Source organism: Streptomyces populi (assembly GCF_002911015.1).
Lineage (GTDB): Bacteria > Actinomycetota > Actinomycetes > Streptomycetales > Streptomycetaceae > Streptomyces > Streptomyces populi.
Genome location: NZ_KZ626939.1, coordinates 1 through 19,864 on the forward strand (window position 1 = coordinate 1; position 19,864 = coordinate 19,864).

The following is a 19,864-nucleotide window of genomic DNA, read 5'->3' on the forward strand; positions in this document are numbered from 1 at the left end:
TGTCGCTGTGTGCGTGTGCGTCGGCCGCTCAGAGGTGCGGCAGGATGGCGGGCATCAGGTCCTGGAACGTGCGGCCGTTGGCCGGCGTGCCGAGGGCCGTCATCTGCCAGCCGCTTCCGGAGCGGTGCACCTTCGCCATGATCTGCGCCGTGTACTGGCCGCCACCCGCCAGGGTGTAGCGGGCGAGTTCCTGGCCGTTGGTCTCGTCGACCAGGCGGCAGAACGCGTTCTGCACCTCCTGGAAGGTCTGGCCCGTGAAGGAGTTCACGGTGAAGACGATCTGGTCGATGTGGACCGGGACGCGCTGCAGGTCGACGAGGATGGACTCGTCGTCACCGCCCTGGCCCGCGCCGCCCACGAGGTTGTCACCGGTGTGCCGAACCGAGCCGTCGTCGCTGACGAGGTGACGGAAGAACACCACGTCGACGGGCTGCTTGTCCGCGAAGAGCACGGCGGACGCGTCGAGGTCGATCTCCCGGGTGCGCGAGCCGAACAGGCCGCGCCGGGGGGCCGCCTGCCAGCCGAGACCCATACGGACCGCGGTCAGCGTGCCCCCGTCGTTCTTCTGCAGACTGATGGCCTGACCCTTGGTCATGTTGACCGTCACGCGCTGTTCCCCTCTCGAACTGTCCCCTGTTGCCGCGGGATCCGCGGATGAACAGAACCCTACGCAGCGGCACTGACAGCGCCGAACCCTGGGGCGGACTTTGTGTCGGTCTTGCAACACACTGCGCGTCGTCCGGGGTCCGGCGCCATCGGCGTGACCTCAGGCGATTCCCGCCTCTTTCATCTGCCGCAGTTCCTTCTTCATCTCGGACACCTCGTCGCGCAGGCGGGCCGCGATCTCGAACTGGAGGTCCGCCGCCGCGGCGCGCATCCGTTCCGTCAGGTCCTCGATCTGCTGGGCGAGTTCGGCCGCGGGGCGGTCGGTCGGCGTGGCGTCCTTGCCCTTGGCGGACTTGGCGGCACGGGCCGCCTTGCCGCCCAGCGCGGGCACGGGAGCCTTGGCGCCCTTGCCGTCCTTCGTCTTGCGGTAGCCGGAGCCGAGCAGCTGCTCGGTGTCGACGTCCTCGCGGGCGATCTGCGCCACGATGTCGTTGATCTTCTTGCGGAGGGGCTGCGGGTCGATACCCCGCTCCTTGTTGTAGGCGATCTGCTTCTCCCGGCGGCGGTTGGTCTCCTCGATGGCCTTCTCCATCGCCGGGGTGATCTTGTCCGCGTACATGTGGACCTGGCCGGAGACGTTGCGCGCCGCACGGCCGATGGTCTGGATCAGGGAGGTCCCCGAGCGCAGGAAGCCCTCCTTGTCGGCGTCGAGGATCGCCACCAGGGAGACCTCGGGAAGGTCGAGCCCCTCGCGCAGCAGGTTGATGCCGACCAGGACGTCGAACTCACCGGCACGCAGTTCGCGCAGCAGCTCGACGCGGCGCAGCGTGTCGACGTCGCTGTGCAGGTAGCGCACCTGGATGCCCAGTTCCAGGAAGTAGTCGGTGAGGTCCTCGGCCATCTTCTTGGTGAGCGTGGTGACCAGGACGCGCTCGTCCTTCTCGGTGCGCTGCCGGATCTCGTGCACCAGGTCGTCGATCTGGCCCTCGGTGGACTTGACGATCACCTGGGGGTCGATCAGGCCGGTGGGGCGGATGATCTGCTCGACGTGGCCGTCCGAGCGGGACAGCTCGTAGTTCCCCGGGGTCGCCGAGAGGTAGACGGTCTGGCCGATGCGCTGCTGGAACTCCTCCCACTTCAAAGGACGGTTGTCCAGGGCCGAGGGCAGCCGGAAGCCGTGGTCGACGAGGGTGCGCTTGCGGGAGGCGTCGCCCTCGTACATCGCGCCGATCTGCGGGACGGTGACGTGCGACTCGTCGATGACGAGCAGGAAGTCGTCCGGGAAGTAGTCGATCAGCGTGTTCGGCGGAGAGCCGGGTTCACGGCCGTCGAAGTGCATCGAGTAGTTCTCGACGCCGGAGCAGGAGCCGATCTGGCGGAGCATCTCGATGTCGTACGTCGTCCGCATCCGCAGGCGCTGGGCCTCCAGGAGCTTGTTCTGCTTCTCCAGCTCGGCGAGGCGTTCCCCCAGCTCCTTCTCGATGTCGTTGACGGCGCGCTCCATGCGCTCGGGACCCGCCACGTAGTGGGACGCGGGAAAGACGTAGACCTGGTTGTCGTCGCTGATGACCTCGCCGGTCAGCGGGTGCAGCGTGGACAGCGCCTCGATCTCGTCGCCGAACATCTCGATGCGGACCGCGAGCTCCTCGTAGACCGGGAAGATCTCGATGGTGTCGCCGCGGACCCGGAAGGTGCCGCGCGCGAAGGCCACGTCGTTGCGGGTGTACTGGATGTCGACGAAGCGGCGCAGCAGGTCGTCACGGTCGATCTCGTCGCCGACCTTGAGGCTGACCATCCGGTCCACGTACTCCTGCGGCGTGCCGAGGCCGTAGATGCAGGACACCGAGGCGACCACGACGACATCGCGGCGGGTCAGCAGCGAGTTGGTCGCGGAGTGACGCAGGCGCTCCACCTCCTCGTTGATCGAGGAGTCCTTCTCGATGTAGGTGTCCGACTGCGGGACGTAGGCTTCGGGCTGGTAGTAGTCGTAGTACGAGACGAAGTATTCGACCGCGTTGTTCGGCAGCAGCTCGCGGAACTCGTTGGCCAGCTGGGCGGCCAGCGTCTTGTTCGGCGCCATGACGAGCGTGGGGCGCTGGAGCTTCTCGATCATCCAGGCGGTGGTGGCGGACTTGCCGGTGCCGGTCGCGCCCAGCAGGACGACGTCCTTCTCACCTGCGCGGATGCGCTTCTCGAGGTCGGCGATGGCCGTGGGCTGGTCACCGCTCGGCTGGAAGTGACTGACGACCTCGAAGGGCGCCACCGAACGTTCGATCTTGGATACGGGCCGCATGGATCCACCGTACGACCCCGCACCGACAACCGGGCCCGGTCACCTGTTCTGCGGGGTCCGCGGGCGGCGGTACGCGCGCTCCCGCACGGGGTGGGCGGCCGGACGGCGAGGGGGGTGCGCGAAGCCGGGACGGGCCGGGACGCCCGGCCGTCCGATCTCCGCGGGGCGCCGGTCGGGCTTGCCGGCGACCATCCGCGGATCGAACATCACCACGACGCCCGCCAGGCAGAGCAGGGCCAGGGGGCCGATCATCATGGGGGCGAGCAGCGCGGCCGCCGAGTCCCCGGCGGGGGTGCCGCCGACCGGGCCGTGCAGATGCACGCTGAGCGCCGCCATACCCGTGTAGTGCATGCCGCTGACGGCCAGCCCCATGACGAGGCTCGCCCCCACGCTCCAGAGGAACCCACGCACTTGCCCGGCTGCCCAGAGGGCGGCGATGGCGGCCACGACGGCGATGACGACCGAGGCGGAGACGGTGAGGGTGTTGTAGGCGAGTTTTCCGTTGAGCCGCATCCCGGCCATGCCCAGGTAGTGCATCGAGGCGATGCCCAGGCCGGTGACGGTCCCTCCGGTGAAGAGCGCCGACCCCGTGGCCCCCCGGTAACCGACGATGAAGATCCCCGCGCCGACCATCAGGACGGCGACGCCCAGGCTCGCGAACGTCGTCGGCCTGTCGTAGTGGACGGGGCTCTCCTCGACGGTGAATCCCATCATCGCGATGAAGTGCATCGTCCAGATGCCGGAGGCGATCGCGATCGAGCCGAGCACGAGCCAGCCGGCCCGCCAGGAGCCGGCGGCCAGCATGGACCTGGTGGTGCAGCGAAGGCCCAGCGCTCCGCCCAGGCAGGCCATGAAATACGCCACCAGCGGTGTGACGAGTCCGTAGGTGAAGCCGTCGACCGTGCCTTGCATGCGCGGCTGCCTTTCCCGCCCTGTTGCTCCTGGAACCGTCCGAAATGCCCCCGGCGGCCCGAACCGCCGGAGCGGACCGGGTTGAGGCAGAGATTACGACCCCCACCGGAATGGTCGAACGATAATCCTGCAAACAATCACGACCTCTCCCCAGTTGTGCGGTGACAGCGAACGGACTTGAGCAACTCCATTCAATCCACGGCCATCCAGCCTCCCCCCTCCGTCGACTCTCTGCTGTCAGTCTTGTACTTTCAGTGATCGCTCGACGCGAGGAGAACGCATGCACGCGCGCGTTGCCGCCGCCACGACCGCCGCGCTTCTCGGGGGAGCCGTTTCGATAGTGCCCAGCCCTCACGCCAAGGCCGGCGACCGGATCACGACACCGCTGGTCGTCGCCCACCGCGGTGCCTCGGCCTACGCTCCGGAGAACACTCTGGCCGCCGTCGACCGCGCGGCCCGGCTGGGGTTCGACTGGGTCGAGAACGACGTCCAGCGCACCCGTGACGGCCGGCTGGTCGTCCTCCACGACGCCTCACTGGCGCGCACGACCGACGTCGAGACGGTCTATCCCGGCCGAAGCCCCTGGAAGGTCAAGGACTTCACCGCGGCCGAGATCGCCCGCCTGGACGCCGGGAGCTGGTTCGGCCCGCGGTTCGCGGGCGCGAAGGTTCCGACGTTGCGGGAGTACATGGAACGTGTCTCGCACAACCACCAGAAGCTCGTCCTGGAGATCAAGAACCCCGAGCTGTACCCGGGCATCGAACGGCAGACGCTCAGGCTCCTGGGCAACGAGGGCTGGCTCGACCCGGTGCACCTGCGGGACCGACTGATCGTCCAGAGCTTCAGCGCGGACAGTGTCCGCACCGTGCACCGGCTGCGGCCCGGCATCACGACGGCCTTCCTGGGGACGCCTCCGGTCACGCGGCTGCCCCGGTACGCGGAGTTCACCGACCGGATCAACCCCGATCACCGGTCACTGTCGTCCGACTACGTCTCGGCGGTCCACGCGCTCCGCGGTCCGCACGGTCCGATGAAGGTCTTCGCCTGGACCGTGGACGACGCGGCCACCGCGCGGCGCCTGGCGGGCTTCGGCACGGACGGCATCATCACGAACAAGCCCGACGTGATCCGCGCGGCTCTGCGCTAGCGCGCCGTCGTCCGGGGCGCGCACGGATTCCGGATTCGCCCCGGACGTTGTCGGTGGCGGGCCGTACGGTGGATCGCATGGACAGCCACGGGCGGTACGAGCAGCGGATCGTGTGGTCCGTCGTCGGGACGGACATCGGTCCGCTGCTCCTTGCCGCGACGCCCCACGGCCTGGTCAACGTCGTCTTCCACGCTTCGGACACGGTGCGCGACAGGGCGCTCGGCCGACTCGCGTCCCGTCTGGGCGGCGAGCCGGTCGAGGCGCCCGGGTCCCCGCTGCTGGCCGAGGCGATACGCCAGGTCGAGGCGTACTTCGCGGGAGAACGGCACGCTTTCGACCTGCCGCTCGACTGGTCGCTGATCTCGGGGTTCAACCGCCAGGTGCTGCGGGAGCTGAACTCGGGCGTGCCGTTCGGTTCCGTCGTGGCCTACGGCGACCTGGCCGAACGGGTCGGCGCGCCCGGGGCGGCCCAGGCCGTGGGGGTGGCCATGGGCTCGAATCCGCTACCGGTCGTGGTGCCCTGTCACCGGGTGGTCGAGAGCGACGGCGGCATCGGCGGTTTCGGGGGCGGCCTGGAGACCAAGCGGAAGCTGCTGGCGCTCGAAGGCGTGCTCCCTGAGCCGCTGTTCTGAGAGCGCGGCAAGGACCGACCGGTCCGTGCGTGCGTGCGGTGAAGTGTCCGCGCCGCGGATCCGCCAGAGACTACGGGTCCGTCAGAGACTGATGTGGTACGCCTTGCGCAGCGTCTCGTGGACGGTCCATGTCGTGCGGTCGCCCTCGCGCAGGAACGCCGCGTCACCGGGGCCCACCTCGATGACGTCGCCGCCCTCCACCTCGATGGTGGCACGGCCGCTGACGACGACGAAGAGTTCGTCGGCCTCGGTGTCGGTCACCACGCCGGGCGTGATCTGCCAGATGCCCCGCAGCTGCTTGCCGTCGGCCGACTCCCACAGGACCTTGCCGGTCACGACGGGTTCGCCGGAGACGATCTGAGCCGGGTCCAGAGGCTCGGGATCGAGCTCGGCGTCGGGAATGTGCACGGCGAATGAGGGCGCGGGCCGGGGGTACACGGTCATGAGCGGACACCTTAAGGGCTCGCCCTCCGCCAGGGGCGCCGGGGGTCGCTCCCGTGGCCCTGCCGGAGCCACTTCGAGGAAGTCCCTCCGTGGAGGGCGGCCGTGACGCGCGGCCGGCAGCGGACTCCGCCGCGCGAACAGCCGCTGGCATCCGAATCACGGGGCCGAAGGGACGGCGATCACGCATGAGCGGAAGCGGAAACAGGGCAGTCGCGTACCTCGAGCCGGGTGCGGTAGAGGTGAGGACCATCGACTACCCGACGCTCGAACTGCGGGACGGACCGGGTGTGGCTCGCGAGAACGTCGGCCGGAAGTGCCGGCACGGAGTCGTCCTCAAAGTGCTCGCCAGCAACATCTGCGGCAGTGACCAGCACATGGTGCGGGGCCGTACGACCGCGCCCGCGGGTCTGATCCTCGGACACGAGATCACCGGAGAAGTGGTGGAACGCGGTCCGGACGTCGAGTTCGTCGAGGTCGGGGACATCGTCTCGGTGCCGTTCAACATCGCCTGCGGGCGGTGCCGGAACTGCAAGGAGCGCGACACCGGCATCTGCCTGAACGTGAACCCGGCGCGTCCGGGGGCGGCGTACGGCTATGTCGACATGGGCGGCTGGGTCGGCGGCCAGGCCGAGTACGCCATGGTCCCGTACGCGGACTTCAACCTGCTGAAGTTCCCGGACCGCGACCAGGCGCGCGAGAAGCTCCTGGACCTGACCATGCTGTCGGACATCTTCCCGACCGGATTCCACGGCGCGGTCACCGCCGGCGCCGGGGTCGGCTCGACGGTGTACGTCGCCGGAGCGGGCCCGGTCGGCCTGGCCACGGCGGCGTCGGCGCAGCTGCTGGGCGCCGCCGTCGTCATCGTCGGGGACCTCAACGCCGAACGCCTCGCCCAGGCTCGGAGTTTCGGCTGCGAGACCGTCGACGTCTCCGAGGGCGCCGTGGAGGACCAGATCGCGCAGATCCTCGGTGAGCCCGAGGTCGACGCCGCCGTCGACGCGGTGGGCTTCGAGGCGCGGGCGCACGGCCGGGACGCCCAGGAGGCGCCCGCGACCGTCCTCAACTCGCTGATGGGGCTCACGCGCGCGGGCGGCGCCCTGGGCATTCCCGGGCTCTACGTCACGGACGATCCCGGAGGGATCGACCAGGACGCGAGGACCGGGACGCTGAAGGTGCGCCTGGGCCTGGGATGGGCCAAGAGCCACCGGTTCACCACGGGGCAGTGCCCGGTGATGCGGTACCACCGGGGGCTGATGAAGGCGATCCTGCACGGCCGGGTCCACATCGCCGAGGCGGTCAACGCGACCGTGATCGGCCTGGACGACGCGCCGCGCGGATACGCCGACTTCGACCAGGGCGCCAGCCGCAAGTACGTCCTCGATCCCCACGGGGCACTGGCCGGCGTACGGCCTGTCTGACCCGGGCTGTCGAAGGGGTGCTCCCGCGCGCGTGGAGCGCCTCTTCTCCCTGTGGAGGAGGGGACATCTCCGCCCGGCCGTTCCGCGGAAGCCGGCCGGGGCGTCCGGAACGCGGCCCGCACGAGGGCACGGCCGAGTCGTGGCGGGTTGTCCGTCATGCCCCGGGCCGCTGTTCGTACGCCGGGGGCCGCGAGGGTTTGGCCGGGTGCGCCGCTCGCCAGAGATCCAGGGACGGCAGACGTCGACCGGCGACAGGAGGCAGGCGCGTGATCGTGACGTCCGAAGAGGTGCGGGAGGCGCTCGACGCGCGCCGGCCGGTGGTGGCCCTGGAATCCACGATCATCGCCCATGGGCTGCCCCGTCCGCGCAATCTGCAGGTCGCCCTCGAACTGGAGGAGACCGTCCGGGAGGAGGGGGCCGTACCCGCGACGATCGCCGTGCTCGACGGCCGGCCTCACGTCGGCCTGGACAAGGGCCAGCTGGAGCGGGTCGCGAACGAGGACGGCATCCGCAAACTGGGCCACCGTGACCTGCCGCTCGCGGTGGCCGCGGGGGCGAGCGGGGCGACGACCGTGTCCGCGACCGCCCTGCTGGCGGCCCGCGCGGGGGTGCGGGTGTTCGCCACGGGAGGGCTCGGCGGGGTGCACCGCGAGTGGACGGTGACCCAGGACGAGTCCGCCGATCTGGGCCTGCTGGCGCGCACCCGGATCACGGTGGTGTGCGCCGGCGTCAAGTCGATCCTGGACGTGCCCGCCACGCTCCAGCGGCTGGAGACGCTGGGTGTGGCGGTGGCCGGGTACGGCACGGACCGGTTCCCCGGCTTCTACCTGTCCGACTCGGGGCACCCCGTGGACTGGACCCTCGACTCCCCCGAACAGGTGGCGGAGGTGATGCGTGCCCAGGACGCCCTGCACGCCCCCGACTCCTCGCTCGTCGTCGCGAACCCCGTCCCCGAGGAGGAGCAGCTCGATCCGGCGCTGCACGCGCGCGTGCTCGCCGAGGCCCTGCACGCGTGCGAGTCGGAGGGGGTGACCGGACAGGCGGTGACACCGTTCCTGCTCGCCTATCTGGTCCGGCACACGGACGGTGCCTCGCTCGCCGCCAACCTGGCTGCGGTACGCGGCAACGTGCGCCTCGCGGGACGGATCGCGGCCGCCTGGACGGGGGCGTGAGCGACGCGGACCGGGGGGCCCGGGCCGGCGGGGCCGGACCGGCGGGTGTCGGCGGACCCGCCGAAGGCGCTCTGCTCGTCGTCGGGGACGTGGTCACGGATGTCGTCGCCCGGCACCGCGGACCGCTGGCGGCCGGTACCGACACGGTCGCCGCCGTCCGGACCGTACCGGGCGGCGCGGGCGCCAACGTCGCGTGCTGGGCCGTGCACGAGGGCTGCGCCGACGTGCGGCTGCTCGGCCGGGTGGGGCGCGACGCCGCGGCGTGGCACGAGGGCGAACTCACGGCGAGCGGCGTACGGCCCCTCCTGGTGACCGATCCGCAGGCACCGACCGGGACGGTGGTCTGCCTGGTGGACAGCGACGCGTCGGCGGAGCGTACGTTCCTCACCGACAGCGGGGCCTCGCTGCGGCTGGCACCGGACGACTGGTCGCCCGCGCTGCTCGACGGGGTCGCGCGGCTGCACCTGTCGGGCTACCTGTTCTTCTCCGGGCCGAGCCGGGCGCTGGTGTCGGTGGTGCTCGAGTCGACGCGCGCGCGTGGGGTCCCGGTGAGCCTCGATCCGGCGTCGGCGGGGTTCCTCACCGCACTGGGCGTGGACCGCTTCCTCGGACTCTGCGCGGGCGTGGACGTCCTGCTGCCCAGCCGTGACGAAGCGTGCCTGCTGACCGGGCTGCCCGGTCCGGCCGACGCGTCCGCCGAGCTGAGCCGCCGTTTCCCCCTGGTCGTCACCAAGCTGGGGGGTGACGGAGCCCTGATCGCCCGTGCCGGATCCGTCCGGGCCCATGTCCCGGCGCTGCGGGCGACGCCACGCGACACGACGGGCGCCGGTGACGCGTTCACCGGCGCGTTCCTCGCCGCGCTGCTCGGGGGAGCCGAGCCCGAGAAGGCGGCGAGGGCAGGATGCGCGGCCGGGGCGAAGGCGGTGGAGCGGGTCGGCGGAAGACCTCCCGCGAAAGATCCACGGTAAGGTGGAGAGGAGACGCGGGACCGCTGAACGCCTCGACCACGCGAGGACGTGCCCGCGGCTCCCGGCTCCCCGCCCTCACCGTCGCTCAGTTCTTGCGCCCCCATACCGAGATCATCGGCGCGGTCGCCAGGTCCATGGATCCCTCGGCGACGTTCGCGAGGTGCTGGTCGATCTCCTCCTGGGTGGCCAGGCCGGCGGTGACGAGCTGGTCGCGGATCTGACGGACCGTGGCGGATTCCAGTGCCGCGCAGGCGGGTGAGGCGACGGGGAAGTACGCGTCGGCCTCCACGCCCCGCAGTCCCGCCTCCCGGAGCAGCCGCGGGAGTTTGCGTCCGTAGGCGAGATCGGCACCTCGCTCGGCGAGCAGTGCGCGGAAGCCCTGGCGCAGCCGGTTCGCGAGCCGCTGCTCGGGGCCGTGCTCCTCGGGGCAGAGCAGCGGCTGCAGGGCGGGGTCGGCGTCCTCCACGAGGAGCCGGCCACCGGGCCTCAAGGCCTTGATCATCGACTGCAACGCACGCTCCCGGTCAGGCACATGGACCAGGACGAGCCGGGCGTGCACGAGGTCGAAACCCTCCCCCGGCGGCTCCTCGGCACCCACGTCGTGGACGCGGACCTCGACCGGTGAGCGTGCCACGGAAGCCGCCCACGAGGTGTCGATGTCGGTCGCGACGACCTTCCCCGTCGGGCCCACCTTCTTGGCGAGCCAGGACACGACGGACGTGCCGCCCGCCCCGACCTCCCAGCAGCGCCAGCCGGACCCGACGCCGAAGCGCTCCATGTGCCGGAACGTCGTGGGGTCGAAGAGAGTGGCGAGGGCCTCGAAACGCCGGCCCGCCTCCGTCTGCTGGTTGTCGAGGAGATACCCGTCGGCTCGCGTCATAGACAGATCATCCCAGTCGAGTGGCTTGTCGCGAATCGTCGACGCTCCCGTGGCCGCACCCGGGTCATGTGAGGGATCCGTCCCGGCGATGCCGGACGCCGCCGCCGGTGAAACGGGTGGCGCCGAGGCGTCCCGGCCCCCGAACCACCCGGGCGGCCCCAGCCGTCCGAGTCACCGAGTCGCCCGCACAGCGGAACGGAATCTTCCGTTCCCACAGTCTTTTCCGGCGTCCGATCAGGCCTGGCAGACTGGCGTGCCAGGCGCAAAGTGCGGCCCGGGGAGATCCACGCGAGGAGATCCAGATGTCCATGGCAGGGAATTTGCGGAGGGTGACGGCTCTCGGCGCGGTCGACGGCCTCCGCAGAGTGGCACGGCTGACACGGCGGAGTCGTCGTGTCGACCTGAGTCACCCCGCCCGGTCTCCGCTGGGCTCCGCGGTGGTGAACTGTGTGGCGTACCGGGACGGCGTGCGGATCCCCGAGGGCCGCGATCTGGTCGACACCGTGCGGCGGATCCGCAAGCGCGACGAGGGATTCGTGTGGCTCGGCCTGCACGAACCGACCGACGTGGAGTTCGCGGACATCGCGGAACTCTTCGACCTGCACCCCCTGGCCGTCGAGGACGCGGTGGAGGCGCATCAGCGCCCGAAGCTGGAATGGTACGGCGACACGCTGTTCGCGGTGTTCAAGACGGTCTGCTACGTGGAGCACAAGGAGTTGACGTCGACCAGCGAGGTGGTGAACACCGGCGAGATCATGGTGTTCGTCGGTCCGGACTTCGTCATCACCGTGCGGCACGGACGGCACGGCTCCCTGGGTCCGCTGCGCGAGGAACTGGAGTCCGACAAGCAGCAGTTGTCCAAGGGACCGGCCGCGGTCCTGCACGCGATCGCGGACCATGTGGTCGACGAGTTCGTGAGCGTCGCGGACTCCGTCCAGGCGGACATCGACCAGGTCGAGGCCGACGTGTTCGCCGAGAACGGCGCTCGCGTCGACGCGGGCCGCATCTACCAGCTCAAGCGTGAACTCCTCGAACTGAAGCGGGCCGTGGTCCCGCTCGCCCGGCCCGTCCAGGAGCTGACGACCCGGCCGACCCGTGTGATCGCCCCGGAGATACAGACGTACTTCCGTGACGTCTCCGACCATCTGCTGCGCGTCACCGAACAGATAGCCGCCTTCGACGAACTGCTCAACTCGATCCTGCAGGCTCATCTCGCTCAGGTGACGGTGGCCCAGAACGAGGACATGCGGAAGATCACTGCGTGGGCGGCGGTCATCGCCGTCCCCACGATGGTCTGCGGTGTGTACGGCATGAACTTCGACAACATGCCCGAACTGCACTGGAGGTTCGGCTACCCCATCGTCATCGGTGTCATATCCGTCGGCTGCCTCGTCCTCTACCGGGGATTCCGGCGCAATGGCTGGCTCTGACACGGCCCTCGCCCTGCGCGTCCGGCCGGACAGCCGGACAAAGCTGCCGGCATGGCGGACCAGAACGCGCCACGTACGACGTGGGGTCCGGAACGCGTTCCGATGGGGCCGGATCGGACCGCGTTCCGGTAGGGCCGGGTGGGCAGGGGGACCGGCGGGTCAGCCCGTCGCGCCGCTCCCGCCCCTCGCGTAGACGCTCTCGACCCAGCCGGCGAGCTGCTCGTCGCTGAGATGCCGGGCGAGGTCGGCCTCGCTGATCATGCCGACCAGCCGCTTGTCCTCGATCACCGGAAGCCGGCGGATCTGGTGCCCCTTCATCTCCTGGAGCACTTCGCCGACATCGGCACCGGCATCGATCCAACGCGGTGTGCCCTGGGCCATCTCTCCCGCGGTGACCCGTGCGGGGTCATGGCCCATGGCCACGCAGCCGACGACGATGTCGCGGTCCGTGAGGATGCCGCAGAGGCGTTCGTTCTGGTCGCTGATGGGCAGCGCGCCCACGTTGAGGTCACGCATCAGCTGGGCGGCGCGGTCCAGGGTCTCGTGGGCGGGGATCCACTGGGCACCACGGTGCATGATGTCTCCGGCGGTGGTCATGGAGTACCTCCCGGTGCCGGACGGCCGGCGCGGCGCGGAACACACCGCTAGTCCCGGCGCCCTATATTCTCGCCGCGCCCCAGGGGCCACGCACCTGGAGGTCCGTGAATCCGGGCGGCCCACGGACCGTGTCGAGAGCGGGCGGGCCGAGGCGGGGCGAAGGGACCGGCGCGAGGGCCGGGAGGACGGGGGACGGCCCCGCCGCGCCCGGCCGTTTCGTGCCCCGGGTCAGCCGTTCCACGCCGGGTGGCGGGGGTCGTCGGCCCGCACCAGCACGTCGGCGGCGGTGTCCGGACCCGTCTCGCTCTCGTAGCGGGCGAACGCGGGGAGGGTCCAGTGCTCCGCCTCGGGAGTACGGCGGCGGAGGGCGTTCGGGGAGAGGAGCACGTGGACGCTGAGGTCGAACGGGAACCAGTGACGCAGGAGGAGGGGGCCGTGGAGCAACAGGATCCCGCCGGGCGGGAGTCGGACGTACGGACTGCGGGTGGCCCGGTCGGTGGCGGGGTCCCGGAGGTCGGGCAGGACCCTGCCGTCGCCGCCGGGTTCGAGCGGGCCGAAGACCTCGCGCCACAGAGCTCCGGTGTCGAACCAGCCGTCGTAGTACGCCTCGACGTCCTGGTGACCGTGTTCGAGCCGCAGCGAGGCGGGACGCAGGAAGCCCTCCGTGCCGACGACCAGCGAGGGACGGCCGCGTACGCGCAGTGCCTCGGAGACCCGGTGCGCGAGTTCGCCGGGGCGGGCGGCCGGTGCTCCGTCGAAGGCGACACGCGGCCAGGGGCCGCCGTCCTGCGGCTTCAGGTCGAGCAGACGATCGGCGAGGAGGTCGCCGAGCCGTTCCCAGGTGATCGCTTCGAGTCGCACAGAACCCATGATGCCGCGCGCCCGAAGGGACCCGGGCGGCGCGGCGGGCCGCGAACGGACGCGGCGGACGCCGGCCCGCCGGAGGGCGGATCGTGCGGGGCATCATCCGACGACGTAGATGTGGTGCCGCTCCGGGGAAGAAACCGCGTATGGCACCGATCGCTGACCCCCCGCACCGGAACGGACTCCTCGTCGTCCAGCCGCTCAAGAAGCGGCACTGTGTCGAGTGCCGGAGCGGGCCGCTCCCGCTGCTGGTGCTGGAGGAGGGGGCACCTCGGTGTCTGGACTGCGCGGATCTCGGGCATCTGGTGTTCCTGCCGCGCGGCGACACCGCGCTGACGCGCAGATCACGGGAGGGCAGCACGCTGTCGACCGTGGTGGTGCGGTTCAACCGGCGGCGGGGGCGCTACGAGCGGCAGGGTGTCATGGTCGAGGAGACGGCGCTCGCCCTGGCCGAGGAACGCTGTCTGGCCGACGCGGAGGCACGGCGGCGGCGCCGGGCGCGGGACGCGCGGCGCCGGGAGGCGGAGGACGTCCGCTTCACGGAGGCGTTCGCACGGGAGATATCCCGGCTGTTCCCGCACTGTCCCGCGGACCGGGCACGAGCGATCGCCGCACACGCCTCGGTGCGCGGCAGCGGACGGGTCGGGCGGAGCCCGGCGGGCCGCGCGCTGTCCGAGACGGCGGTGACCGCGGCGGTCCGTGCGTCGGTACGGCACACGGAGACCCCGTACGACCAGTTGCTGATGAGCGGTGTGCCGCGGTACGAGGCGCGCCGCCGGATCACGGCCGCGGTGGACACGAGGCTCTGGGAGTGGCGCGACGGCGTCACCGCACAGGCGTGAGGGGTCACCGTGCAGGCGTGAGGGGTCACCGTGCAGGTGCGAGTGAAGGGGCACGGGGGTGCGGGCGCGAGGGTGAGTGACCGGGCGCGCGGATGCTCGGGCGGGTGCGGACGGACGCCCCGCCGATGTCACGGGACCGTCGGCGGGGCGTGACGGGCGGGCCGGTGCGGGGGGGGCGGGCGCCCGGCCGGGGCCGCTGTCGGCACAGCGGATTTCGCTTGTGGTGGCGGTCGACGCTGTGCAGGATCCTGGGTTCGGCCGGTTCGACGCGGGAGTGGACATGATCGATGGACCGTATTTCGTGCTGACTCTGCTGGGGGTGCTCGGCTGCGGGCTGGTGGCCGGGGTGTTCTGCGGGTTCTCGACCTTCGTGATGAGAGCGCTCGCCCAGTTGCCTCCGGCGCAGGGAGTCGCCGCGATGAACGCGATCAACGTCGCCGCGGTCCGTCCCCCGTTCATGCTGGTGTTCATCGGGTCCGCGGTGCTGTGCTCGGTGCTGGCGGTGGTCACGTTCGTGCTGCTGCCGGCCGACGGGACGGTGGAGCTGCTGCTCGGCAGCGCACTGTATCTGTTCGGGGCGTTCGGAGTGACCATCGCGGCGAACGTCCCCCGCAATGACGCGCTGCTGAAGCTGGACCCCGGGACACCGGAGGCCGCCGCCTACTGGCCCACGTTCGTGCGCCAGTGGACGATGTGGAATCACGTCCGCGCCGCCGCGTCGGCCGCGGCGGCGGTGTCGTACGCGCTCGCCCTCACCTGAGCCGTACGGCGCGCTCCCTCTCGCCACGTGTGGCCGTGCCCATCCGGCCGGGTGGGCGGATGCCCCTCCCCCGGCGGTACCGCCGGCTCCCCCGGCCCCGCTCATGGCCGCCCTCGTCCGGGCCCCGGCCCGTCGTCGTCCGGGGCGGCGGCGTGTGCGCGGGCGACGTATCGTGGCGGGAAAGGAGTGCCGCCCGGTTTCGCGGCCGATGAGGGCCGGCAGTCGTGCGGCTCCGCCCCCCGTACGCGTACATGAGGGAGACGGCCATGGCCGATCCCAAGGGTTTCATGACCACACCGCGCCAGGAGTACCCGCGTCGGCCCGTCCGGGAGCGGATACGGGACTGGAACGAGGTGTACGTTCCCGGAGCCCTGCTGCCGATCATCGAGAAACAGGCCGACCGCTGCATGGACTGCGGCATCCCCTTCTGCCACGACGCGTGTCCCCTGGGCAATCTGATCCCCGAGTGGAACGACCTCGTCTCGCGCGACGACTGGAGGGCGGCGAGCGACCGGCTGCACGCCACGAACAACTTCCCCGAGTTCACCGGGCGCCTGTGTCCCGCCCCGTGCGAGGCGGGCTGTGTACTGGCGATCAACCAGCCGGCCGTCACCATCAAGAACGTCGAGGTCGCCATCGCCGACCGCGCCTGGGAGGACGGGTTCGCGCCGCCGCGTCCACCGGACCGCCTCTCGGGAAGGACGGTCGCGGTCGTCGGGTCGGGGCCCGCCGGCCTCGCCGCGGCACAGCAGCTGACCCGGGCCGGTCACACGGTGGCCGTGTACGAACGGGCCGACCGGATCGGCGGTCTGCTGCGGTACGGAATCCCCGCGTTCAAGATGGAGAAGCGGCATCTGGACCGCAGGCTGGCCCAGATGCGCGCGGAGGGAACCAAGTTCCGCACGTCGACGACGATCGGCACCGACATCGGGGCGGCCGAGCTCAAAGCCCGCTATGACGCCGTGATCCTGGCGCTCGGCGCCACCGCCTGGCGCGAACTGGACGTACCGGGAAGGCGGTTGTCCGGCATCCACCAGGCGATGGAGTACCTTCCGCTGGCCGACCGGGTGTGCGAGGGGGACCTGGAGGTCTCCCCGTTGTCCGCGGCGGGCCGGCACGTGGTGATCGTCGGCGGTGGTGACACCGGTGCCGACTGTCTGGGGACGGCGGTGCGCGAGGGAGCCGCTTCCGTGACCCAGCTCGACATCTACGCGCAGCCGGGGACCGAGCGCGACGAGGACGCCGACCCGTGGCCGACGTACCCGAAGATCTACCGGCTCTCCGCCGCGCACGAGGAGGCGGGCGCGCTGGGCACGGCGCCCGCCGCGGACGCGGACGCCCGGCTCTTCGCCGCGTCCACGCTCCGGTTCGACGGTGACGCGGACGGCCGGGTGCGCTCGCTGCATCTCGTCGAGGTCGACGAGCGGCGCCGCCCGGTACCCGACTCCGGGCGGACCCTGCCCGCCGACCTCGTCCTGCTCGCCCTCGGCTTCTCGGGCCCCGACCCGCACGACGGCCTGATCGACCAGCTGGGGCTGGAACTCGAGCCGCGCGGCACGATCGCCCGCGGCACCGACTTCGGCACGAACGTTCCCGGTGTGTACGCCGCCGGGGACGCCGCGCGCGGGCAGTCGCTCGTCGTGTGGGCGATCGCCGAGGGCCGGGCGGTCGCCGCGGCGGTGGACCGGGCGCTCAGCGGAGCGGCCCGCTCGCGCCTGCCGGCACCGATCGGACCGTACGACCGCCCCATGACCGCGTAGAACCACCTTTCATGACCACGTAGACCACCGCCCCATGGCCGGAGAGCCCGCCTCGTACGACTCTCGTAAGAAACCTACGGTTTGCGTCCCACCGCCCCGTAGCCGGGGACGACCCCGTCGTCCTGTCCCGGGACGGGTTCGCCGAGTTCCGGGTGCCGCTCGTGGACCACCGCGGCACCCGGCTCGACGAGGTCGAGGCCGTCGAAGAAGCGGCTGAACTCCGCGCGGGAGCGCAGCGCCAGGGTGACACCCGCCGCCTTGAGCTTCTCGGTCGCCGCCGACTCCTCCGGGGTGAAGTCACATCCGCGCGGGATGCGGTCTGCTCATGTCGATTCCGGTCGGGGGCTGTCCGGTCATGCCGGTCTCCGTAAGTCCGCGCCGAAGTAAGTGATCAACTAAGAACCAAATTCAGGAAAGTCGGGAAAAAGAGAAAGCAAGTCGCTCAGGAGAGAAGGAAGTCCGCCTCTCCCGCTTTCGCACCCTGGATGAACGCGGTCATCTCGCCGGGCGTGTAGATGAGGGCCGGACCGTCCGGGTCCGCCGACTGACGTACGGCGATACGGCCGTCGGCGAGTTTCATCGCCTCCAGGCAGTTGCCGCCGTTGCCACCGCTCCACGGCTTGTGCCAGCCCTCGCTGCCCAGTTCACGGGCGGGCATTCCGTTGTAGATGCGCACGTCGCCTATTCGCGGGTTGATGCGTTCCGGCGTGATGCGTTCCATTCACAGCTCCTTGCGGAGATCCCGGAGGATCTCCTTCGTGCGATGTGCCGTGGCGGCTTGGGCCGCCATGCGGTCCATGACCTCCAGGTGGGTCGCCACCTCGGAGCGCGCGTCCAGGTAGACGGCGCCGGTCAGGTACTCGCTGTAGACCATGTCCGGGAGTTCCGGCATGGCGAATCGGAACAGCACGAAGGGCCCGTACGTGCCGGGGTGCGGACCCGAGGAGTACGGGATCACCTGCAACGTCACATGGGGCAGCTTCGTGGCCTGGAGCAACTTGTCGATCTGGGCGCGCATCACCTCGGGGCCGCCGATGGTGCGGCGCAGCACCGTCTCGTCCATCACGGCCCAGATCCGGGGCGCGTCCTCGCGCGTGAGCAGGTCCTGGCGCTGCATGCGCAGTGCCACGTGACGCTCGATGTCCTCGGGCCTGGTCTGCCCGATGGCCCCCGCCTCCAGGACACCGCGGGCGTAGTCCTCGGTCTGCAGCAGGCCGGGAACGAAGTGCGGTTCGTAGGAGCGCAGCAGGGAGGCGGCGCCCTCAAGGCTGACGTGCATGGAGAACCAGTCGGGCAGGATGTCGTGGAACCGCTGCCACCAGCCGGGCTTGTTGGCGTCCTCCGCGAGCTGGACGAAGGCCTCGGCCTCCTGGTCGCCGACGCCGTACGACTTCAACAGGAGCTGGAGGTACGGGATCTTGAGGGAGACCTCCGCCGTCTCCATCCGGCGGACCGTCGCGGGGGCGACCCGCAGGATCCGCGCGGCCTCCTCACGCTTGAGACCCGCGCGCTCCCGCAGGTCCAGCAGTCGCCGTCCGAGAACGACCTGACCGACCGTCGGCGCGGACCGCGGTTCGCTCACGCCCCACCTCCACTGAGTCCGGGCAGCCCGGTCGGCGCCGTCCGGGGTCTTCCTCGTCCGCCTCGACGATCCCAACTGGCGCCGCTCGGCTTGCTGTTGTCAGCAGTGTGCCACGCACCCCCACGGCGTCACACGGCACTCTGCATTTTTCAGAGTGAGTCTTGCCAAGTGTTCACGGCGGCGCGATAGTGGCAAGCGTGATTCCGTCCGCGCCGTTAGGAACAGACGCCGTCGAAGACCGGTCCGGTCTCCGCGCCACCATGGGGCAGCACCCCGGTGCCGCCGAGCGCCGGTTCCGCTTCGAGCTGGCCGCACACCCGGGTTCCGTGGCCCGGGCGAGACGCCTGACCCGGGCCCGCCTGTCCGGCTGGGCGGTGTGCGAGGACACCTGCGACGCGGCGACCCTCGTGGTGTCGGAACTGGTCACCAACGCGATCGTGCATGCCGCCGGGCAACGCGTCGTCTGCGAACTGCAGGACGTCGGCGACCTGGTGCGCATAGCCGTGTGTGACGAGGGGTGCGCTCCTGGCGAGCCGCACCCCTCCCCGCGGCGGCCCGACGAGGAGCACGGGAGGGGATTGCTTCTCGTCGAGGCAGTGTCCAGGGCATGGGGGGCCCAGGACACCGGGCCCGGCCTGCTGGTGTGGGCGGAGATCGCGCGCCCGGCGGGCCGGGCCGAAAGCACCGCCGAGACCGTCCGGGCGACCCGGCCGGACCCGGCCACCCCGGACGGCCGGCACGAGCCGGGCCACCGGCACGAACCGGACGCGCTCGACGCCGGGTTCGGGGCCGGGCCGGAGCCGTCACCGCGCGGTCGGCTCCGTGAGGCCCGGCACGACCCGGGCTCTCCCCACGTGGACAACGGTCCGCGGGCGGACCTCGGCTGGAGCGCGAAGAAGCCCCCGAACGACGGTCGGGGTACGGGGGCGGAGGGATCCTGGGGGGCGGGAACCGTGGGGAACCCCCAGCCTTCCTCCGCCCGGAGCGGGAGCCAGGACCGGGTCCCGGGTCCGCGTCGGGAGCAGGACCCGGGCCAGGACCGCGGCCCGCGTCGGGAACAGGACCGGGAACGGATTCGGGAGAGCCTGTGAGCCGTACGTCTGCGGCGGGTCCTGCGACGCAGGTCCTGAGCCTGGACACGCTGGTCCGCATCAACCGCGGCCGGCGACAGCCCGGGCCGCCGAGGCGTCTCCCCGTCCCCGAGGGGATGAAAGTGCCGCTGGGCTGCGACGCGGTGTCGGTGCCCGCCCGATTCGGACCGCTGCTGCTGTCACGGCTGCCTCGCGCGGGCTGCGTCTACGCCGAACCGGGGCGCTGGTGGTGGATCGTTCCTTCCGACTCCGACGTCGCCCTGGAGTGGCCGGCGCCCGCCCACTACGTCACGGGAGCGGTCGTGCCGGACTCACCTCGGATTCCTGGGCTCATCCACAAACCGGATGGCATGCTTCCGTACACTCCGCCGATCCCCCTGTATCTGGCCCTGTGCCGGATCACGGGGACGACACCCTCCTGGTCACGTCCGATCAGCGCGTGAGGCCCGTCCCGCGGCCGGAGCGG

General features: G+C 71.1%; 20 protein-coding genes and 1 pseudogene. 11 read left to right on the forward strand and 10 right to left on the reverse strand.

Annotated elements, in window-relative coordinates:
* Positions 1 to 28: 28 nt before the first annotated feature.
* The 3 genes from CW362_RS33535 to CW362_RS33545 all read right to left on the reverse strand — a co-directional run bounded on the left by CW362_RS33535 (position 29) and on the right by CW362_RS33545 (position 3,811).
* The gene (locus CW362_RS33535) at positions 29 to 607 is read right to left on the reverse strand and encodes a TerD family protein (protein WP_103553382.1); all 579 of its coding nucleotides are present in this window, start codon (positions 605 to 607) and stop codon (positions 29 to 31) included.
* A 159-nt stretch (positions 608 to 766) separates the two neighbouring features.
* Positions 767 to 2,899 (reverse strand): excinuclease ABC subunit UvrB, encoded by a 2,133-nt coding sequence (uvrB, locus tag CW362_RS33540; protein ID WP_103553383.1) that lies wholly within the window; start codon positions 2,897 to 2,899, stop codon positions 767 to 769.
* A gap of 39 nt (positions 2,900 to 2,938) precedes the next feature.
* On the reverse strand, positions 2,939 to 3,811 hold the full coding sequence (locus CW362_RS33545; protein WP_103553384.1) for an MHYT domain-containing protein: 873 nt from the start codon (positions 3,809 to 3,811) through the stop codon (positions 2,939 to 2,941).
* Positions 3,812 to 4,091: 280 nt separating this feature from the next.
* Between CW362_RS33545 and CW362_RS33550 the strand changes: the two genes are divergently transcribed.
* Together CW362_RS33550 and CW362_RS33555 are read left to right on the forward strand one after the other, a co-directional pair.
* Complete coding sequence (locus CW362_RS33550) at positions 4,092 to 4,958, forward strand: glycerophosphodiester phosphodiesterase (RefSeq protein WP_103553385.1); 867 nt, start codon at positions 4,092 to 4,094, stop codon at positions 4,956 to 4,958.
* Between the two features lie 77 nt (positions 4,959 to 5,035).
* Positions 5,036 to 5,590 (forward strand): methylated-DNA--[protein]-cysteine S-methyltransferase, encoded by a 555-nt coding sequence (locus CW362_RS33555; protein WP_103553386.1) that lies wholly within the window; start codon positions 5,036 to 5,038, stop codon positions 5,588 to 5,590.
* Positions 5,591 to 5,671: 81 nt separating this feature from the next.
* Here CW362_RS33555 and CW362_RS33560 read toward each other — a convergent pair whose 3' ends face one another.
* Positions 5,672 to 6,034, reverse strand: coding sequence for a cupin domain-containing protein (locus tag CW362_RS33560; RefSeq protein ID WP_103553387.1), 363 nt, complete (start codon positions 6,032 to 6,034; stop codon positions 5,672 to 5,674).
* Positions 6,035 to 6,219: 185 nt separating this feature from the next.
* Between CW362_RS33560 and fdhA the strand changes: the two genes are divergently transcribed.
* The 3 genes from fdhA to CW362_RS33575 all read left to right on the forward strand — a co-directional run bounded on the left by fdhA (position 6,220) and on the right by CW362_RS33575 (position 9,592).
* Positions 6,220 to 7,452 (forward strand): formaldehyde dehydrogenase, glutathione-independent, encoded by a 1,233-nt coding sequence (gene fdhA / locus CW362_RS33565; RefSeq protein WP_103553388.1) that lies wholly within the window; start codon positions 6,220 to 6,222, stop codon positions 7,450 to 7,452.
* A 266-nt stretch (positions 7,453 to 7,718) separates the two neighbouring features.
* Complete coding sequence (locus tag CW362_RS33570; protein WP_103553389.1) at positions 7,719 to 8,624, forward strand: pseudouridine-5'-phosphate glycosidase; 906 nt, start codon at positions 7,719 to 7,721, stop codon at positions 8,622 to 8,624.
* Positions 8,621 to 9,592 carry a carbohydrate kinase family protein gene (locus CW362_RS33575; protein ID WP_103553390.1) on the forward strand — a complete coding sequence of 324 codons (972 nt, stop codon included), beginning with the start codon at positions 8,621 to 8,623 and terminating at the stop codon, positions 9,590 to 9,592. The genes CW362_RS33570 and CW362_RS33575 overlap by 4 nt, the downstream gene beginning before the upstream one ends.
* Before the next feature lie 85 nt (positions 9,593 to 9,677).
* Here CW362_RS33575 and CW362_RS33580 read toward each other — a convergent pair whose 3' ends face one another.
* Positions 9,678 to 10,472 carry a methyltransferase domain-containing protein gene (locus tag CW362_RS33580; protein ID WP_103553391.1) on the reverse strand — a complete coding sequence of 265 codons (795 nt, stop codon included), beginning with the start codon at positions 10,470 to 10,472 and terminating at the stop codon, positions 9,678 to 9,680.
* Between the two features lie 302 nt (positions 10,473 to 10,774).
* Between CW362_RS33580 and corA the strand changes: the two genes are divergently transcribed.
* Positions 10,775 to 11,902, forward strand: coding sequence for a magnesium/cobalt transporter CorA (gene corA / locus CW362_RS33585; protein ID WP_103553392.1), 1,128 nt, complete (start codon positions 10,775 to 10,777; stop codon positions 11,900 to 11,902).
* 159 nt (positions 11,903 to 12,061) lie between these two features.
* Here the strand turns inward: corA and CW362_RS33590 are convergent, their stop codons facing one another.
* Positions 12,062 to 12,499 carry a CBS domain-containing protein gene (locus CW362_RS33590; RefSeq protein WP_103553393.1) on the reverse strand — a complete coding sequence of 146 codons (438 nt, stop codon included), beginning with the start codon at positions 12,497 to 12,499 and terminating at the stop codon, positions 12,062 to 12,064.
* A 228-nt stretch (positions 12,500 to 12,727) separates the two neighbouring features.
* Positions 12,728 to 13,369, reverse strand: a complete 642-nt coding sequence (locus CW362_RS33595) for a nucleoside/nucleotide kinase family protein (RefSeq protein ID WP_103553394.1) — start codon at positions 13,367 to 13,369, stop codon at positions 12,728 to 12,730.
* Positions 13,370 to 13,509: 140 nt separating this feature from the next.
* On the opposite strand from CW362_RS33595, the gene CW362_RS33600 reads away from it, so the two are divergent.
* The 3 genes from CW362_RS33600 (at position 13,510) to CW362_RS33610 (ending at position 16,725) form a co-directional block, all read left to right on the forward strand.
* Positions 13,510 to 14,205, forward strand: a complete 696-nt coding sequence (locus tag CW362_RS33600; RefSeq protein ID WP_103553395.1) for a DUF2293 domain-containing protein — start codon at positions 13,510 to 13,512, stop codon at positions 14,203 to 14,205.
* 280 nt (positions 14,206 to 14,485) lie between these two features.
* Entirely contained in the window at positions 14,486 to 14,965 is a 480-nt protein-coding gene (locus CW362_RS33605) for an anthrone oxygenase family protein (protein WP_103553411.1), read from the forward strand.
* 266 nt (positions 14,966 to 15,231) lie between these two features.
* Positions 15,232 to 16,725: a glutamate synthase subunit beta gene (locus CW362_RS33610; RefSeq protein WP_103553396.1), complete on the forward strand. Its 1,494-nt coding sequence runs from the start codon at positions 15,232 to 15,234 to the stop codon at positions 16,723 to 16,725.
* 74 nt (positions 16,726 to 16,799) lie between these two features.
* On the opposite strand, the pseudogene CW362_RS33615 reads toward CW362_RS33610, so the two are convergent.
* From CW362_RS33615 to CW362_RS33625, 3 genes and pseudogenes are all read right to left on the reverse strand, one after another.
* Positions 16,800 to 17,024, reverse strand: a pseudogene (locus tag CW362_RS33615) (SAM-dependent methyltransferase); the annotation flags it as partial.
* A gap of 143 nt (positions 17,025 to 17,167) precedes the next feature.
* On the reverse strand, positions 17,168 to 17,446 hold the full coding sequence (locus CW362_RS33620; RefSeq protein ID WP_037624764.1) for a DUF397 domain-containing protein: 279 nt from the start codon (positions 17,444 to 17,446) through the stop codon (positions 17,168 to 17,170).
* Positions 17,447 to 18,307, reverse strand: coding sequence for a helix-turn-helix domain-containing protein (locus tag CW362_RS33625; RefSeq protein ID WP_103553397.1), 861 nt, complete (start codon positions 18,305 to 18,307; stop codon positions 17,447 to 17,449).
* Between the two features lie 260 nt (positions 18,308 to 18,567).
* Between CW362_RS33625 and CW362_RS45535 the strand changes: the two genes are divergently transcribed.
* Both CW362_RS45535 and CW362_RS33635 read left to right on the forward strand, forming a co-directional pair.
* Positions 18,568 to 19,398, forward strand: coding sequence for an ATP-binding protein (locus CW362_RS45535; RefSeq protein ID WP_103553398.1), 831 nt, complete (start codon positions 18,568 to 18,570; stop codon positions 19,396 to 19,398).
* Entirely contained in the window at positions 19,395 to 19,841 is a 447-nt protein-coding gene (locus CW362_RS33635; RefSeq protein WP_103553399.1) for a hypothetical protein, read from the forward strand. Before CW362_RS45535 ends, CW362_RS33635 begins: the two co-directional genes overlap by 4 nt.
* Positions 19,842 to 19,864: the final 23 nt, after the last annotated feature.

Bases quoted from the DNA above. Each gene is read 5' to 3' on its own strand.
- CW362_RS33545 (WP_103553384.1), bottom strand. From the start codon at position 3,811: ATGCAAGGCACGGTCGACGGCTTCACCTACGGACTCGTCACACCGCTG.
- CW362_RS33590 (WP_103553393.1), bottom strand. From the start codon at position 12,499: ATGACCACCGCCGGAGACATCATGCACCGTGGTGCCCAGTGGATCCCC.
- CW362_RS33560 (WP_103553387.1), bottom strand. From the start codon at position 6,034: ATGACCGTGTACCCCCGGCCCGCGCCCTCATTCGCCGTGCACATTCCC.
- uvrB (WP_103553383.1), bottom strand. From the start codon at position 2,899: ATGCGGCCCGTATCCAAGATCGAACGTTCGGTGGCGCCCTTCGAGGTC.
- fdhA (WP_103553388.1), top strand. From the start codon at position 6,220: ATGAGCGGAAGCGGAAACAGGGCAGTCGCGTACCTCGAGCCGGGTGCG.
- CW362_RS33620 (WP_037624764.1), bottom strand. From the start codon at position 17,446: ATGGAACGCATCACGCCGGAACGCATCAACCCGCGAATAGGCGACGTG.
- CW362_RS33600 (WP_103553395.1), top strand. From the start codon at position 13,510: ATGGCACCGATCGCTGACCCCCCGCACCGGAACGGACTCCTCGTCGTC.
- CW362_RS33580 (WP_103553391.1), bottom strand. From the start codon at position 10,472: ATGACGCGAGCCGACGGGTATCTCCTCGACAACCAGCAGACGGAGGCG.
- corA (WP_103553392.1), top strand. From the start codon at position 10,775: ATGTCCATGGCAGGGAATTTGCGGAGGGTGACGGCTCTCGGCGCGGTC.
- CW362_RS33610 (WP_103553396.1), top strand. From the start codon at position 15,232: ATGGCCGATCCCAAGGGTTTCATGACCACACCGCGCCAGGAGTACCCG.
- CW362_RS45535 (WP_103553398.1), top strand. From the start codon at position 18,568: ATGGGGCAGCACCCCGGTGCCGCCGAGCGCCGGTTCCGCTTCGAGCTG.
- CW362_RS33605 (WP_103553411.1), top strand. From the start codon at position 14,486: ATGATCGATGGACCGTATTTCGTGCTGACTCTGCTGGGGGTGCTCGGC.
- CW362_RS33550 (WP_103553385.1), top strand. From the start codon at position 4,092: ATGCACGCGCGCGTTGCCGCCGCCACGACCGCCGCGCTTCTCGGGGGA.
- CW362_RS33555 (WP_103553386.1), top strand. From the start codon at position 5,036: ATGGACAGCCACGGGCGGTACGAGCAGCGGATCGTGTGGTCCGTCGTC.
- CW362_RS33595 (WP_103553394.1), bottom strand. From the start codon at position 13,369: ATGGGTTCTGTGCGACTCGAAGCGATCACCTGGGAACGGCTCGGCGAC.